Annotated in this window: 12 protein-coding genes; 5 read left to right on the top strand and 7 right to left on the bottom strand. The window is 72.3% G+C overall.

The features are described 5' to 3' along the window. Nucleotides 1–22: 22 nt before the first annotated feature. The gene (locus J0670_RS12140; RefSeq protein ID WP_207811518.1) at nucleotides 23–910 is read right to left on the bottom strand and encodes an LLM class flavin-dependent oxidoreductase; all 888 of its coding nucleotides are present in this window, start codon (nucleotides 908–910) and stop codon (nucleotides 23–25) included. Nucleotides 911–1,114: 204 nt separating this feature from the next. Between J0670_RS12140 and J0670_RS12135 the strand changes: the two genes are divergently transcribed. From J0670_RS12135 to J0670_RS12115, 5 genes are all read left to right on the top strand, one after another. Beyond that, nucleotides 1,115–3,703: a protease pro-enzyme activation domain-containing protein gene (locus J0670_RS12135; RefSeq protein WP_207811517.1), complete on the top strand. Its 2,589-nt coding sequence runs from the start codon at nucleotides 1,115–1,117 to the stop codon at nucleotides 3,701–3,703. A gap of 205 nt (nucleotides 3,704–3,908) precedes the next feature. Beyond that, on the top strand, nucleotides 3,909–4,982 hold the full coding sequence (locus J0670_RS12130) for an ABC transporter ATP-binding protein (RefSeq protein ID WP_207811516.1): 1,074 nt from the start codon (nucleotides 3,909–3,911) through the stop codon (nucleotides 4,980–4,982). Continuing rightward, complete coding sequence (locus J0670_RS12125) at nucleotides 4,966–5,865, top strand: ABC transporter permease (protein ID WP_207811515.1); 900 nt, start codon at nucleotides 4,966–4,968, stop codon at nucleotides 5,863–5,865. The genes J0670_RS12130 and J0670_RS12125 overlap by 17 nt, the downstream gene beginning before the upstream one ends. Before the next feature lie 10 nt (nucleotides 5,866–5,875). Beyond that, a complete protein-coding gene (locus J0670_RS12120) occupies nucleotides 5,876–6,793 on the top strand; it encodes an ABC transporter ATP-binding protein (RefSeq protein WP_207811514.1) in 918 nt (305 codons plus the stop codon). A 64-nt stretch (nucleotides 6,794–6,857) separates the two neighbouring features. Beyond that, on the top strand, nucleotides 6,858–7,577 hold the full coding sequence (locus J0670_RS12115; RefSeq protein WP_207811513.1) for an ABC transporter permease: 720 nt from the start codon (nucleotides 6,858–6,860) through the stop codon (nucleotides 7,575–7,577). A gap of 49 nt (nucleotides 7,578–7,626) precedes the next feature. On the opposite strand, the gene J0670_RS12110 is transcribed toward J0670_RS12115, so the two are convergent. From J0670_RS12110 to J0670_RS12085, 6 genes are all read right to left on the bottom strand, one after another. Continuing rightward, complete coding sequence (locus J0670_RS12110; RefSeq protein WP_207811512.1) at nucleotides 7,627–8,868, bottom strand: MFS transporter; 1,242 nt, start codon at nucleotides 8,866–8,868, stop codon at nucleotides 7,627–7,629. A 64-nt stretch (nucleotides 8,869–8,932) separates the two neighbouring features. Next, nucleotides 8,933–9,664 (bottom strand): FadR/GntR family transcriptional regulator, encoded by a 732-nt coding sequence (locus tag J0670_RS12105; RefSeq protein ID WP_207811511.1) that lies wholly within the window; start codon nucleotides 9,662–9,664, stop codon nucleotides 8,933–8,935. Between the two features lie 169 nt (nucleotides 9,665–9,833). Beyond that, nucleotides 9,834–10,676 (bottom strand): HAD family hydrolase, encoded by an 843-nt coding sequence (locus tag J0670_RS12100; RefSeq protein ID WP_207811510.1) that lies wholly within the window; start codon nucleotides 10,674–10,676, stop codon nucleotides 9,834–9,836. Next, a complete protein-coding gene (gene serS, locus J0670_RS12095; RefSeq protein WP_207811509.1) occupies nucleotides 10,673–11,947 on the bottom strand; it encodes a serine--tRNA ligase in 1,275 nt (424 codons plus the stop codon). Before serS ends, J0670_RS12100 begins: the two co-directional genes overlap by 4 nt. A 524-nt stretch (nucleotides 11,948–12,471) precedes the next feature. Then, nucleotides 12,472–13,407, bottom strand: coding sequence for a prephenate dehydratase (pheA, locus tag J0670_RS12090; RefSeq protein ID WP_207811508.1), 936 nt, complete (start codon nucleotides 13,405–13,407; stop codon nucleotides 12,472–12,474). Nucleotides 13,408–13,526: 119 nt separating this feature from the next. Beyond that, nucleotides 13,527–14,621: Dyp-type peroxidase (locus J0670_RS12085; protein ID WP_207811507.1), on the bottom strand; the 1,095-nt coding region annotated here is incomplete at its 5' end.

Below are 14,621 nucleotides of genomic sequence, written 5' to 3'. Positions count from 1 at the left end.
TGCGCGCCGCGGGCCGCGCGGGTCAGTCCAGTTGGGCGAGGCCCTCGGTGGCGATCCGCTCGAAGACGGCGAGGTCGTTCTCGAAGATCGAGTCCGGCACCGGCCAGTGGATCACCAACTCGGTGATGCCCAGCTCCCGGTAGGTGCCGGCCCAGTCCACGAAGGCGTCCAGCGACTGGAGCGGCTTCTCCGCCGTCGAGCCCTGGAGCAGCACCTTCTCCAGCGTCGCCACGTCCCGGCCCTGTGCCTCGCAGGCGGCCGTCAGCTTCGCGATCTGCGCGGCGATCACGCCGGGCGCCTGCTCGACCGGCACGTCCGCGGGCCCCTTCGGGTCCCCGTACGTCACCCAGCCCTGCCCGTACTCGGCCGCCAGCCTCATCCCGCGCGGCCCGGCCGCCGCGACGTAGAACGGCACCCGCGGGGTCTGTACGCAGCCGGGGATGTTGCGCGCCTCGACCGCCGAGTAGTACGTGCCCTCGCGGGTCGTCGCGTCGCCGCGCAGCAGCTCGTCCAGCAGCGGCAGGAACTCCCCGAAGCGGTCCGCCCGCTCCTTCGGCGACCACGCCTCCTGCCCCAGCGCCGTCGCGTCGAAGCCCGTCCCGCCGGCCCCGATCCCCAGCGTGAGCCGCCCGCCGGACACGTCGTCCAGCGTGATCAGCTCCTTCGCCAGCGTCACCGGATGCCGGAAGTTCGGCGAGGTCACCAGCGTTCCCAGCCGCAGCCGTTCGGTGGCGGTGGCCGCCGCCGTCAGCGTGGGGACCGCCCCGAACCACGGTTCGTCCCGGAACGACCGCCATGACAGGTGGTCATAGGTGTACGCGGCGTGGAACCCGAGTTCCTCGGCCCGCCGCCAGATCTTCCGCCCCTCGGCCCATCGGTGGATGGGGAGAATCACCGCACTCAGTCGCATACCGGCGACCCTACGGGAGCCGGAGCGCTGAACATCGACCCGCTCCTCACACAGTGTCCGGGCGGCCTGATAGAAATCCGGTCGGACTCTCGTTCGAGGGTTCATCGGATCATTCATTTGGGGGGAGCGCGGATGTCCCATCCGACGCCAAACGCCCGGCCTCGGCTGACCGCGATACCACTGTCGCGCGCGGTCACTCTGGTCATGGCCACCGCCGCCCTGGTCACCTACGCCGGCCTGCCGGCGGCCCGGGCCGCCGAGCCGACGACGCAGCGCGTCGGCACCGTGCCGACCGCGCCGGGCGACGCGACCAAGACCGCCGCTCCGGCGGACGACACTCCGGTGCAGCTGAGCGTGCACCTGAAGTCGCGTGACGCGGCTGGCGCCGAGGCGCTGGCCAACGCGGTGAGCGACAAGTCCTCGCCGCAGTACCACCGGTTCCTGAAGAGCGGTGAGTTCGCCCAGCGCTTCGGAGCGGACCCGGCCACGGTCGCCAAGGTCACCCAGGCCCTCACGGCGCAGGGCCTGCACCCCGAGAAGCTCGCGGCCGACGGTCTCACCATCCCGGTCAACACCACCGTCTCGCAGGCCAAGCGGGCCTTCGACGTGGACCTGGCCGGCTACCAGATGTCCGACGGCCGGACCGGCTTCCTGAACACCAACGCCCCCGCGGTGCGTTCCGACGTGGCCGGGTCGGTCGCCGCGGTCGTCGGCTTCAACACGCTGGCCCAGGCGCACGCCAACCACGTGGTCGGAGCGGTCGGCAAGCCCGCTCCGCTCACGGCCGCGCAGCCCAACGCCACGAGCGGGACCTACCCGACGGTGTGCGCCGGTGTCGCCGCGCAGTTCCCCAACCTCTCCGACAACAGGGACTACTTCAGCCCCGCCGCGCTCGCCTCCGTCTACGGGCTGAACGGCATGACCGACGGCGGCGCCGGCACGACGGTCGCCGTCTTCGCGCTGGAGGACTACTCGGACGCCGCTCTGAGCAGCTACCAGTCCTGCTTCGGCACCAACGCGTCGGTGCAGCGGGTCAGGGTCAACACCGGCGCCCAGCAGACGCCGACCAACACCGGCGTCGGCGTCGAGACCGCGCTGGACCTCGACACCGTCATCGGTCTCGCGCCCCGCGCGAACGTGCTGGTCTACCAGGGCCCGGACGCCTACAAGGCCACCCCGGCGGACATCCAGAACACCTACCGTCAGATCGTCGCGGACAACCGCGCCCAGGTGGTCACCACCAGCTGGGGCATCTGCGACCAGGTGATGGCCACCAGCGACCTGGTGGCCGAGCGCGACATCTTCCTCCAGGCCGCGCTGCAGGGCCAGACCGTGGTGGCGGCCTCCGGTGACGACGGCTCCAGCGGTTGCAACTACCTGAAGAACGCCGGCGCGCCGACGAGCATCACCAACCTGCTGAGCACCTCCGACCCGGCCAGCCAGCCGTTCGTCACCGGTGTCGGCGGCACCACGCTGAGCAACGTCGGCGGCAATGTCTCCGAGAAGGTGTGGAACAGCAACGGCGGCGCGAGCGGTGGCGGCGTCTCCCGCTGGTCCCTCAAGGGCGGCTCCTACCAGTCCGGCTTCTACGGCCCCGGGTACAACGCCGCCTACTGCCAGGCCGCGGCCGGTGCGGCCTGCCGTCAGGTCCCCGACGTGGCCGCCAACGCCGACCCGGCGACCGGCTACATGGTCGCCACCGGCCCCGGCTACTGGACGGTGGTCGGCGGTACCAGTGCCTCCGCCCCCCTCTGGGCCGCCATCGCGGCGCACCAGAACGGCTCGGCCGGCTGCGCCGGCCCGCTCGGCTTCATCAGCCCGACGCTCTACCAGGCCGCGCGCACCGGTGTCAGCCCGCTGCGGGACGTCACCACCGGCAACAACGACATCGGCATCCAGGGCGGCCTGTACCCCGCCACCGCGGGCTACGACATGGCCACCGGTCTGGGCACCCCGAAGGCCGACAAGGTCATGACCTCGCTCTGCCCCGCGGCCGTCGGCATCGACCGGACGATCGAGGCGGTGCAGGGCGGTCAGCTGCACGAGGTCTACACCGACGCCGCCGGCTGGCACGACGGCATGGTGCCGGGCGTCAGCGGCGTCAGCGCGCTGAGCTTCACCTACAACGCCTCCGGCTCCCGGGTGATCGAGGCGATCGAGAACGGCGAGCTGCACGAGATCTACACCGACGCCACCGGCTGGCACGACGGTGTGATCCCGGGCCTGTCCGGCATCACGGCGATGAGCTTCAGCTACAGCCCGTCCGGCGCCCGGGTGATCGAGGCGATCAAGGGCAATGAGCTGCACGAGATCTACAGCGCGGCCGACGGTTGGCACGACGGTGTGATTCCGGGTCTCTCCGGCATCACGGCGATGAGCTTCAGCTACAGCCCGTCCGGCGCCCGGGTGATCGAGGCGATCAAGGGCAATGAGCTGCACGAGATCTACAGCGCCTCCGACGGCTGGCACGACGGTGTGATCCCGGGTCTGTCCGGCATCACGGCGCTGAGCTTCAACTACAACTCCTCCGGCGCCCGCGTGATCGAGGCCGTCAAGGGCGGCCAGCTGCACGAGATCTACAGCGCCTCCGACGGTTGGCACGACGGCGTGATCCCCGGCGTCGGCAACATCACCGCGCTGTCCGCCAAGATCGCCCCGTGGGGTGACCGCGTGATCGAGGCGACCGAGAACGGAGCGCTGCACGAGGTGCACTCCACCAGCGGCGGCTGGTACGACACCCAGCTGCCCGTCGCCGGCACCAGCTACGACGCGCTGTCGCTCGCGCTCCGGTAGAACACCACCGGCACGCGGATGACCGCGCGGGAGCGCGGCACCTGAACGCAGGGCCTCCCGGCCGCTCGAACGAGCGGCCGGGAGGCCCTTGCCGTGTTCCGGGGCCGCTGCGACGGGGCGGGCCGCGGCTGCGGCTGTTCGACCCCTAAGGGAGGGTGTCCGCGACGTCATACCAGAGCAGCATGCGGCCTCGTCATTCCAGCTCATGGTCCTTGCGGCGCAAGCCCGTTACGTTGAGGGCGTGTCCACTGCTGTCATCAAGACCGAGGGCCTCACCAAGAGGTTCCCCCGGGTCACCGCGCTCGACCAGCTCACCGTCGAGGTGCGGCCCGGGGTCGTCGGGCTGGTCGGGGCCAACGGGGCGGGCAAGTCGACCCTGATCAAGATCCTGCTGGGGCTCGCCCCGGCGACCTCCGGCCGCGGCGAGGTGCTCGGCCTGGACATCGCCACCAGGGGCTCCGAGATCCGCGAGCGGGTCGGCTACATGCCCGAGCACGACTGCCTGCCGCCGGACGTCTCCGCGACCGAGTTCGTGGTGCACATGGCCCGGATGGCGGGGCTGCCCGCCACCGCCGCCCGCGAGCGCACCGCGGACACCCTGCGGCACGTCGGCCTGTACGAGGAGCGCTACCGCCCGATGGGCGGCTACTCCACCGGTATGAAGCAACGGGTCAAGCTCGCCCAGGCGCTGGTGCACGACCCGAAGCTGGTGCTGCTGGACGAGCCGACCAACGGCCTCGACCCGGCGGGCCGGGACGAGATGCTCGGGCTGATCCGCCGGGTGCACACCGACTTCGGGATCTCGGTGCTGGTCACCACCCACCTGCTGGGCGAGCTGGAGCGCACCTGCGACCACCTGGTCGTCATCGACGGCGGCAAGCTGCTGCGCTCCTCCTCCACCGCCTCCTTCACCGAGGCGACGGCCGTCCTCTCGGTCGAGGTCACGGATCTCCCGCCCGTCGCCCACCACCACCCTCATTCGGGCAGCTCCGCTGCACACCCTTCTTTGGATTCCCTGGCCGAACCCGGCGCCGCCGTCCGCGAACGGCTGGCCGCGGCCGGCCTCGGCGTCCAGTCCGAGGGCTCGCACCTGCTGCTGGTCCGGCTGGCCGGCGAGGACACCTACGACACCATCCGCGACACCGTCGCCGAACTCGGCCTCGGCCTGGTCCGGTTGCAGCAGCGCCGGCACCGGGTCGCCGAACTCTTCACCGACGCGCAGGACGCGCAGGACACCCAGGACGACGAGGGAGGTACGGACGATGCCGCAGCCTCCTGACACCAGGCCCGCCGACACCGGCGTCATCCACGACATCGGCTACCGCGGCTACACCGGCCCCCGCCTCGGCCGCGCCTACGCCACCCGCTCGCTCTTCACCCAGAGCCTGCGCGCCGCCTACGGCCTGGGCCGCTCCGGCAAGTCCAAGGTGCTGCCGATGCTGGTCCTGGGCGTGGTCACGGTCCCCGCGGTGATCTTCGTGGCGATCGCGGTCAGCCTGCACCGCGAGGAGCTCCCGACCGAGTACACCGGCTACCTGTCCAACCTCAGCCTGGTGATCTCGATCTTCCTCGCCTCCCAGGCGCCGGTGCTGCTCTCCCGGGACCTCCGGTACAACACCGTCCCGCTCTACTTCTCCCGCCCGATCACCCGCACCGACTACGTCCGGGCCAAGTTCGCCGCCATGGCCTGCGCCCAACTCCTGCTGATGGTGGCCCCGTTGCTGGTGCTGTACGTCGGCGCGCTGCTCGGCGGGATGGACTTCGCGCACAACACCGGGCAGTTCCTGTACGGCCTGGCGGCGGCGGTGCTCTACGCCCTCGTGCCGACCTCGGTCGCGCTGGTGATCGCCGCGAGCACCCCGCGCCGCGGCTTCGGGGTGGCCGCCATCATGGGCTACCTGGCGGTCAGTTCGACGGTGGCCGCCATCGCGGTCGGCCTCAGCACGCCCGGTTCCGCCAGGGCCGACACCGCCCAGTGGGCGGCGCTGATCTCGCCGAACGGCCTGGTGGATGCCCTGGTCAACGAGGCCTTCGACCTCGGCGCCGGCTTCGACCGCCGGCACGCCCCGGGCGGGCTCGGCCTGCTGGTGTTCGCACTCGTCGCCGCGCTCATGGTGGTCGGCGCGTACCGGCTGCTGCTGCGCCGTTACCGGAACTTCTGAGGGGGGCGGCATGGCCACCATCACCATCGACAAGGTCTCCCGCTGGTTCGGGAACGTGGTCGCGGTCAACGACATCTCCATGTCGATCGGCCCCGGCATCACCGGCCTGCTCGGGCCCAACGGCGCGGGCAAGTCCACCCTCATCCACATGATGAGCGGCTTCCTCTCCCCCTCCAGCGGCGCGGTCACCCTGGACGGAGCGCCGATCTGGCGCAACCAGCAGGTGTACCGGCAGATCGGCCTGGTCCCGGAGCGGGAGTCGATGTACGACTACCTGACCGGTTGGGAGTTCGTCCTCGCCAACGCCGAACTGCACGGCCTGCCCCAGCCCGGCGCCGCCGCCCGGCGCGCCCTGGACCTGGTCGAGATGGCGTACGCCAAGGACCGCCGCACCGGCACGTACTCCAAGGGCATGAAGCAGCGGGTCAAGATGGCCTCCGCGCTGGTCCACGACCCGTCCGTGCTGCTGCTGGACGAGCCCTTCAACGGCATGGACCCGCGCCAGCGGCTCCAGCTGATGGAGCTGCTGCGCCGCTTCGGCGCGGACGGCCGGACGGTGCTGTTCTCCTCCCACATCCTGGAGGAGGTCGAGCAACTGGCCCGGCACATCGAGGTGGTGGTGGCCGGACGGCACGCCGCCTCGGGCGACTTCCGCCGGATCCGGCGGCTGATGACCGACCGCCCGCACCGCTACCTGGTCCGCTCCAGCGACGACCGCCGGCTCGCCGCCGCGCTGATCGCCGACGGATCGACCAGCGGCATCGAGGTGGACGAGCGGGAGCGGGCGCTGCGGATCGAGGCGGTGAACTTCCAGGGCTTCACGACCCTGCTGCCCAGGGTCGCCCGGGAGGCCGGCATCCGGTTGTACACCGTCTCCCCGGCGGACGAATCGCTGGAGAGCGTCTTCTCGTACCTGGTCTCCGCGTGAGCGACCTGACCGCCGTTGCCCAGGAAGTTGCCCAGGAACTTGCCCAGGAAGGGGCCGACCGACCATGAACCCCACCGTCGCCAGGCTGACCCTGCGCGGCCTGCTCGGCCGCCGCCGCGGTGCCCTGCTGCTGGTGGCCCCCGCCCTGCTGCTGGTCATCTCGGCGATCGCGGGCGCGTCGAGCGACGGCGCGTCGCACGACCTGACCGCCAAGATCCTCGGGCAGCTGGACCTCGGCACCCTCGTCCCGATCCTCGGCCTGGTGATCGGCACCGGGGTGATCGCCACCGAGATCGACGACGGATCGATCGTCTACCTGCTCGCCAAGCCGCTGCCGCGCCACCGGATCGTCACCACCAAGCTGGTGGTCGCGATCGGCATCACCTGGCTGGTCGCCGCCGTGCCGACCCTGCTGGCGGGGCTGCTGCTGTACGGGACGAGGGACGGCGTGGCGCTCGGCTACACCGTGGCGGTGCTGGTCGCCGGGGCGGCGTACAGCGCGCTGTTCCTGCTGCTCGGCGTGGTCACCCGGCACGCGGTGGTGGCCGGGCTGGCGTACGCGCTGGTCTGGGAGTCGCTGATCGGCAACTTCGTCGAGGGCGCCCGGACGCTGAGCGTCCAGCAGTGGGGCCGGGCGGTCGCCGAGGCGGTGGCGGGGGACACCGCGATCGGCGCCGACGTCTCGCTCGGGGCGGCCGTCCCGCTGCTGCTGGTGGTCACCGTCGCGGCGACGGTGCTGGCCTCGGTGAAGCTCGCCGGGCTGACCCTGGCCTCGGAGGAGTAGCCGCCGACGGGCCCGGTGGCGGCCACCGGGCCCGTCGGTGTAGCGGCCGCTACAGCGTCCGGTTGCGCCCGGCGCCCCAGCCGGCCGCGCCGACCACGACGACCAGCACCAGCATCAGCACCAGGGTGGTCTCCCAGCCGCCGGTCAGCTGGCGCAGCGCACCGCCGCCGACCGGGCCGGCCGCCGCGACCAGGAAGCCGACCGCCTGCGACATCCCGCCCAGCTGGGCGGCGCCGGCCGCGGTGCCGGTGCGCAGCACGATGAACGCCAGGCCCAGGCCCAGCGAACCGCCCTGGGCCACGCCCAGGATGGTCGCGGACACCCAGGCGGCGGAGACCGGCGCGACCAGCAGTGTGGCGATGCCGAGCCCGTTCAGGGCGGCCATGGTCACCGCCAGCGCGCGCTGGTTGGTCATCCGGCCGGCCATCAGCGGCACCAGGAAGGCGCCGGCCACCTGCACCAGGTTGGAGAAGGCGAAGACCAGACCGGCCTGGCCGCGGTCCATGCCGTGGTCGGCCAGCATGGTCGGCATCCAGGCGACCAGGGTGTAGACCAGCAGCGACGAGATGCCCATGAACAGGCTGATCTGCCAGGCCAGCGGGGACTTCCAGATCCCCTCGATCGGCTTGCCCGGCTGCTGCACGGCCGTGGCCACCGCCGCCTTCTCCTGCCGGGAGCGCAGCACCTGCGGCAGCCAGGCCACCGCCGCGATCAGCGCGAGCAGCGACCAGGCGCCGAGCGAGGCCTGCCAGCCGCCGCCGAGCGCGTGCTCCAGCGGAACGGACGTACCGGCCGCGAGCGTGGCGCCGACCAGCATGGTGGTCGAGTAGACGCCGGTCATGGTGGCCGCGCGGTCCGGGAACTCCCGCTTGACCAGGCCCGGCATCGACACGTTCAGCACCGCGATGGCCACGCCGATCACCACGCAGCCCGCGTACAGGGCCGCCACCGAGGGCAGCACCCGCAGCAGCACGCCCGCGCCCAGCACCAGCACCGCGCCCAGCACCACCCGCTCGGCGCCGAAGCGCCGGGTCAGCCGGGGGGTGAGCGGGGCGCCGACGCCCTGGAACAGCACCGGGACGGTGGTGATCAGACCGCCCGCGGTGGCGGACAGGCCGAAGGTCTGCCGGATCTCGCCGACCATCGGGGAGACCGCCGCCAGGCAGGCCCGCATGTTCAGCGAGACCAGCACGATGCCGGCCAGCAGCAGGAGCGGATGGGCCAGCCGGGCGCGGACGGGAAGCGGGGCAGGGGTGGTGACAACCGGCTGCTGGGCACGGGTGACGGCCATGGGTGTGCTGTTCTTTCGTGAATGTGCGTGGAAGCGGACGGCGGAAGGGGAGGCTCGCGCCGTCCTACTTCCGGGCCGCGATGGCCGCGAGCAGCTGCTCGACGGCCGCGGTCGGGCCGGCGAGCAGCGCACGACACGCCGCCTCGGCCCGGTCCGGGTCACCGCTCTCGATCGCGTCGACCAGCGCCTCGTGGGTGGCCACGACCGCCTCGGGCATCTCGTGGTCGCCGAAGGCGGAGGTCATCGCCTCGCGCACGGAGGCGCCGAAGTAGCGGTACACCTCGGCCAGCGCGGGGTTGTGCGCGGCCTCGACGACGGCGGTGTGGAACTCCAGGTCGTGCTCGACGGTGGCCTCGCGGCTGGCCCGCTCGGGGTGCTTCGCGAAGATCTCGGCCTCGCGGGCCAGCGCGGCCCGCATCCGCCGGATGTCCTCGGGGGTGTGCCGCAGAGCGGCCAGCCGGGCGCCCTCGGTCTCCAGCGCCGCGCGGACCTCCAGGACGTCCCGGATGCCGGAGCGCTGGACGCCGCGCAGCACCGCCGCGGGGTCGCTGGTGGACCGTACGAAGGTGCCCTCGCCCTGCCGGGAGACCAGCATTCCGGCGTGCACCAGCACCCGGATCGCCTCCCGCACGGTGTTCCGCCCGACCTGCAGCTGCTCGGCGAGCTCGTGCTCGGTGGGGATCTGCGAGCCCACCGGCCAGGTGCCGTCGGCCAGCCGCTCCCGCAGCTGGTCGATCGCGGTGTCCACCAGGGAACGCCGCCCGGCCGCCTGCAGGCCGTTGCCGTCGCCGCTCATGCCGGACCTCCCTCCGCGGACACCACTCATCGGTCGTAGGTCATCCTACAACCGCTTGCCCGGTCATCCTACAACTGGCTGGGAGTGCTCGGTCGCCGGTGGGCAGCACTCCGTAGGAGACGAAGGTGACCCGCGGCTCGGGGGCGCCGTTGGCGTTCGGCGGCCCGGTTCAGCGGCTCCCGGACCCCTGGAAGAGCCGCTCCAGGACGAGCGCGACGCCGTCCTCGTCGTTGCTCGCGGTGACGTCGTCGGCGACGGCCAGGAGCTCCTCGTGGGCGTTGGCCATGGCCACGCCGTGCGCGGCCCAGCCGAACATCGGGACGTCGTTGGGCATGTCGCCGAAGGCGATGGTGTCGGTGCGGCGCACGCCGAGGCGGCGGGCGGCGACGGCCAGGCCGGTGGCCTTGGACAGGCCCAGCGGCAGCAGCTCGACCACGCCGGCGCCGGCCATCACCACGCCGACCAGGTCGCCGGCGGCGCGGCGGGCGGCCTCGGCGAGGGCGTCGTCGGTCAGGCCGGGGTGCTGGATGTAGAGCTTGCTGACCGGGGCGGAGAGCAGTTCGCCGCGCTCCACCCGGACGACCGGGAGGTCGGAGCCGATCAGCAGCTCGTAGCCGGGGCCGGCCAGCACCTGGCCGTCCAGGCCGTCCTGGTTGGAGGCGATGGCCAGCGGGCCGGTCTCGCCCTCGATCTTCTCGATCGCGAGCGCGGCGAGCCGGCGGTCCAGGGTGAGCGAGGTGAGCAGCTTGTGGGCGCCGGCGTCGTAGACCTGGGCGCCCTGGCCGCAGACCGCTATCCCCGTGTAGCCGATCTCGTCGAAGACCGGGCGGGCCCAGACGGCCGAGCGGCCGGTCACGATGATGTGCAGCGCGCCCGCGCCGGTGGCCGCGGCCAGGGCGGCGCGGGTGCGCTCGGAGACGGTTTCCGTGCTGGTGAGCAGGGTGCCGTCGAGGTCGGTGGCGACCAGCCGGTAGGGCAGGTCGCCACCGTTCGGACGTGCGGTCGAGGTCACTTGACCGGCTCGATGACGGTGCGCCCGCCGAGGTAGGGCCGCAGCGCCTCGGGCACGACGACCGAGCCGTCGGCCTGCTGGTGGTTCTCCAGGATCGCCACGATGGTGCGCGGCACCGCGACCAGGGTGCCGTTCAGGGTGGCGAGCGGGCGGGTCTTGCCCTCCTCGCGCATCCGGATCGACAGGCGGCGGGCCTGGTACTCGGTGGTGTTGGAGGTCGAGGTGACCTCGCGGTACTTGCCCTGGGTGGGGATCCAGGCCTCGATGTCGAACTTGCGCGCGGCCGAGGCGCCGAGGTCGCCGGAGGCGACGTCGATCACCCGGTACGGCAGCTCCAGCGCGTTGAGGAAGTCCTTCTCCCACTGGAGCAGGCGGCGGTGCTCGTTCTCCGCCTCCTCGGGCGTGGTGAAGACGAACATCTCCACCTTCTCGAACTGGTGGACCCGGATGATGCCGCGGGTGTCCTTGCCGTAGGTGCCGGCCTCGCGGCGGAAGCAGGACGAGTAGCCGGCGTAGCGCAGCGGCAGCTTCTCGGCCTCGATGATCTCGTCCATGTGGTACGCGGCGAGCGGGACCTCGCTGGTGCCGACCAGGTACCGGTCGTCCTCGGCGAGGTGGTACACGTTCTCGGCGGCCTGGCCGAGGAAGCCGGTGCCGTCCATGGCGGCCGGGCGGACCAGGGTCGGGGTGATCATCGGGGTGAAGCCGGCCGCGGTGGCCTGGGCGATCGCCATGTTGACCAGGGCGAGCTCCAGCAGCGCGCCGACACCGGTCAGGTAGTAGGACCGGGCACCGGCGACCTTGGCGCCGCGCTCGGTGTCGATCGCGCCCAGGATCTGGCCGAGCTCGACGTGGTCGCGCGGCTCGAAGCCCTCGGCGGCGAAGTCGCGCGGGGTGCCGATCTCCTCCAGGGTGACGAAGTCCTCCTCGCCGCCGACCGGGGCGGCCGGGTCGATGAGGTTCGCCAGCGAGCGGAGCAGGCGGTCCGCCTCCTCCTTGGCCGCGGCCTGCTCGGCGTCCGCGGCCTTGACCTCGGCGGCCAGGTCCTTGGTGCGCTGCAGCAGGGCGGTCTTCTCCTCGCCCTTGGCCTGGGCGACCTGCTTGCCGAGCACCCGCTGCTCGCTGCGCAGTTCGTCGAAGCGGCTGCCCGAGGACCGGCGCCGCTCGTCGGCGGAGAGGAGGGCGTCGACCAGGTCGACGTCCTCGCCACGGACGCGCTGCGAGGCGCGCACTCGGTCAGGGTCCTCACGGAGCAGGCGAAGGTCAATCACAGGCCCAAGCGTACCGGTCGGCCGTTCCTCCACCGGTACCGGTTTTCCCCTGGGGATAACTCGGCCGATCCTGTGGATAACTCCTGTGGGGAACTCGCCGGGGGCTGGTTATCCACAGGCCCGGGCCCAGGTCTGTGGATTGATGGGGAGGGTCACCTTCCGCTCACCGGAACCGGGGAATTGAGGTTTCAAACCTCAATCAACCCTCACGAGTGAGGGAATTGAAGCACTCGGACGGGTGATTTACAGGCAAGCGGGTGACTCTGGTCGGATTAGTCATCTCTGCGACGCAAACCGATGGTCCGACCGCTTCTGGGCAATGGCTATACCGGTTTGTCGACTCATCCCCAGACCTGTGGATAACTTTCGGCTGTGGACAGCGGAGAGGCCTGTGGACAGCGGCCTCCGGTTCCGGGCCGCCCTGTGGACGACGGTGCGGTCACCTGACCCGGCTGATCGGCCCGGTCGAAAACGATCGGAAAAGGTCGGAAAGACGTCAGGGGACGTTCAGGTGTCGGGGAAGTTCAGATGTCCCCGCGCCCGTCGAGTGCGCGGGAGAGCCAGTCCGCCGCCGCGGCGAAATCCTCGTCCGAGGTGCCCGGCCGCCGGTGCTTGGACGCCTGCCGGTCGGCGCGCGGATAGGAGCCGAGGAACCGCACCTGCGGGCAGATCCGCTTGAGGCCCATCATCGCCTCGGCCACCCGGCGCTCGGACAGGTGCCCCTCGCAGTCGATCAGGAAGCAGTAGCTGCCCAGCCCCTCGCCGGTCGGCCGGGACTCGATCCGCATCAGGTTGATCCCGCGCACCGCGAACTCCTGCAGCAGCTCCAGCAGCGCGCCCGGGTGGTCGTCCGGCAGCCAGACCACCATCGAGGTCTTGTCCGTGCCCGTCGGCGAGGAGACCCGCCCCGGCCGGCCGACCAGCACGAACCGGGTGGTCGCGCTCTGCGCGTCCGCGATGTCCTTGACCAGCGGGTCCAGCCCGTAGATCGGCGCCGCGAACTCGCCCGCGAACGCCCCGTCGTACCGGCCCTCGGCGACCAGCCGGGCGCCGTCCGCGTTGGAGGCGGCCGACTCCCACACGGCGTCCGGCAGGTTGGCCGCCAGCCAGCGGCGCACCTGGGGCTGGGCCACCGGGTGGCTGGTCACCGTCCTGATCCCGGACAGCTCGGTGCCGGGCCGCACCAGCAGCGCGAAGGAGATCGGCAGCAGCACCTCGCGGTAGATCATCAGCGGCGCGCCGGCGGCCAGCTCGTCGTTGGTCGCGGTGACCGCGCCCTCGACCGAGTTCTCGATCGGTACGAACGCCCCGGCGGCCTCCCCGCCGCGCACCGCGTCCAGCGCCAGCGCCACCGAGGACAGTGGCACCAGCTCCCGGGTCGCCGCCTCGGGCAGGGTGTGCAGGGCCGCCTCGGTGAAGGTGCCGGCCGGGCCGAGGTAGGTGTAGCGGGTGGCCGACATGACGCCTCCGTTGGGACTCGGGTGCTGCAACGTGCGGGGTGTGCCGAAGCAGTCACCATAACGATTCCGCGGCCCCGGCATGAAAGCGTTTCAGTGGCCGGGACCGCGGGTGGTAGGCCCTACCCCTCCAGCAGCTGTTGCCCGAGGTAGCCGCCGGTCGGCGGCCCCGGCGGAACGGCGTACAGCCCGCTCGCCTCGTGCCGCAGGAAGCGGGACAGCCCGTCGCCCCGGGAGAGCTTGCGCTGCACCGGGGTGAAGCCCTTGCGCGGGTCGGCCTGGAAGGCGAGGAAGAGCAGCCCGGCGTCCGGTGAGCCGTCCGGCAGCAGCCCGTCGTGGTACGAGAAGCCGCGCCGCAGCATCGCCGCCCCGCCGTTGCTCGCCGGGGCGGCCACCCGGACGTGCGCGTCCGAGGGGATCGCCAGCGCGCCGTCCGCCCCCTGCGCGGACAGGTCCACCGGGGTGCCCTCGCCCGAGCCGGCCGGCGCGTTCAGCGGCGAGCCGTCCGACTTGCGCCGCCCGATCACCCGCTCCTGCCGGTCCACCGGCAGCTCCTCCCAGTGGTCCAGCAGCATCCGGATCCGCCGGAACACCAGGTACGAGCCGCCCGCCAGCCACCCCGGCTGGTCGCCACCGGCCTGGCAGAACACCTTGGCGGCGAAGCCGTCCTCGGACGGCTTGGGGTTGTTGGTGCCGTCGACCTGGCCCATCAGGTTGCGGGCGGTCACCGGCCGCGCCGCGGCCCCCGGGGTACGGGCGAAGCCGGCCGACTGCCAGCGCAGCGCAGCCGTCCCGGCCGCCAGCCGCTGGAGCACCCGCAGGGCGTGCACCGCCACCAGGGCGTCGTCGGCGCCGATCTGGACGAACAGGTCGCCCTCGCCGCGCGCCGGGTCGAGCGCCTCGCCGGGGAAGGCGGGCAGCGGTTCCAGCGCCGCCGGCCGGCGGTCGGCCAGCCCGGCCTTGTCGAACAGCGTGGCGCCGAAGCCGAGCGTGACGGTGAGCGACGAGGGCCCGGCGTCCAACGCGACCTGGTTGTCGAACTCCTCGGCCGGCTCCCCGGCGGTCAGCCGCTCGGCCGCCGCCGTCCAGCGCCGCAGCAGGGTGCGCAGCCCCTCCCGGCCGACGCCGTCGGCCAGGTCGAAGGCGGCCAACTGCGCCCGGGCCTGCGGCGGTTCGAGGATGCCGGCCTGGTGCTCGGCGCGGAACGGCACCCGGCC

The organism is Streptomyces sp. FH025, assembly GCF_017427025.1.
GTDB lineage: Bacteria > Actinomycetota > Actinomycetes > Streptomycetales > Streptomycetaceae > Kitasatospora.
Note: the sequence above shows the minus strand (reverse complement) of the source record. Positions and strands in the feature narration are given on the sequence as shown.

Bases quoted from the DNA above. Each gene is read 5' to 3' on its own strand.
- J0670_RS12140 (WP_207811518.1), bottom strand. From the start codon at position 910: ATGCGACTGAGTGCGGTGATTCTCCCCATCCACCGATGGGCCGAGGGG.
- J0670_RS12135 (WP_207811517.1), top strand. From the start codon at position 1,115: ATGGCCACCGCCGCCCTGGTCACCTACGCCGGCCTGCCGGCGGCCCGG.
- J0670_RS12130 (WP_207811516.1), top strand. From the start codon at position 3,909: ATGGTCCTTGCGGCGCAAGCCCGTTACGTTGAGGGCGTGTCCACTGCT.
- J0670_RS12125 (WP_207811515.1), top strand. From the start codon at position 4,966: ATGCCGCAGCCTCCTGACACCAGGCCCGCCGACACCGGCGTCATCCAC.
- J0670_RS12120 (WP_207811514.1), top strand. From the start codon at position 5,876: ATGGCCACCATCACCATCGACAAGGTCTCCCGCTGGTTCGGGAACGTG.
- J0670_RS12115 (WP_207811513.1), top strand. From the start codon at position 6,858: ATGAACCCCACCGTCGCCAGGCTGACCCTGCGCGGCCTGCTCGGCCGC.
- J0670_RS12110 (WP_207811512.1), bottom strand. From the start codon at position 8,868: ATGGCCGTCACCCGTGCCCAGCAGCCGGTTGTCACCACCCCTGCCCCG.
- J0670_RS12105 (WP_207811511.1), bottom strand. From the start codon at position 9,664: ATGAGCGGCGACGGCAACGGCCTGCAGGCGGCCGGGCGGCGTTCCCTG.
- pheA (WP_207811508.1), bottom strand. From the start codon at position 13,407: ATGTCGGCCACCCGCTACACCTACCTCGGCCCGGCCGGCACCTTCACC.